Source organism: Arthrobacter sp. JCM 19049, from assembly GCF_001310435.1.
The window spans coordinates 1-817 of sequence record NZ_BAXF01000765.1; the positions used below are offsets into that span (position 1 = coordinate 1).

At 68.3% G+C, this 817-nt stretch carries 1 protein-coding gene; it reads right to left on the bottom strand.

The window, feature by feature from the left end; all coding sequences use genetic code 11:
* A partial coding sequence (gene rsmA, locus JCM19049_RS16085; protein WP_054822049.1) for a 16S rRNA (adenine(1518)-N(6)/adenine(1519)-N(6))-dimethyltransferase RsmA occupies window positions 1-667 on the bottom strand: 667 nt, incomplete at its 3' end.
* Window positions 668-817 lie beyond the last annotated feature (150 nt).

The following is an 817-nucleotide window of genomic DNA, read 5'->3' on the forward strand; positions in this document are numbered from 1 at the left end:
CCTCGGTGCGCGGCGGGGCGTCGCCGCGCTTCGCGTCCCGGGTGAAGGAGACCAGCCCGGAGTGGATTTTGGGGGCCGGCCAGAACACGTTCATGCCGATGACCCCGGCCTTACGCATGGTGCCGTACCAGGCGCCCTTGACGGAGGGCACCCCGTAGATCTTGCTGCCCGGGACGGCGCTCATCCGGTCGGCCACCTCATCCTGGACCATGACCAGGCCGTGGCGGATGGAGGGGAAGTGCTCCAGCAGGTGCAGCACGACCGGCACGGCCACGTTGTAGGGCAGGTTGGCCACCAGCGCGGTGGGCTCATTGGGCAGTTCGGTGACCTTCAGTGCGTCGCTGAGGATCACGGTGAGATCCGCTTCGCGTCCAGGACGGAACTCGGCGACGGTTTCGGGCAGCCGTCGGGCCAGCGGCGGGTCAATTTCCACTGCCACCACCTTCGCGGCGGCGTCCAGGATGCCCAGGGTCAGCGAGCCGAGGCCGGGTCCGACCTCCAGCACCGTCTGGCCGGGGTCAAGGTCCGCGGCGGCGACGATGCGCCGGATTGTGTTCCCGTCGATCACGAAATTCTGGCCCAGGGTTTTGGTGGGACGGATGCCCAGTTCATCGGCCAGGCGTCGGATCTCGGTGGCTCCCAGGAGCGGCAGGGGTTCTTCAGGCATCACGCTCCAATACTAGTTCAGCGCCCGGCCCGCATTCAGCCCCGCCGCGGCGCCCATAGAACAGCGACGCGACCGCCCGGTGGGGTGGTGTCGCTGTGGGGGAAATTCGTGGTTCTAGAGCAGGCCGAGCTTGCGGGCACAGGCCGGCCA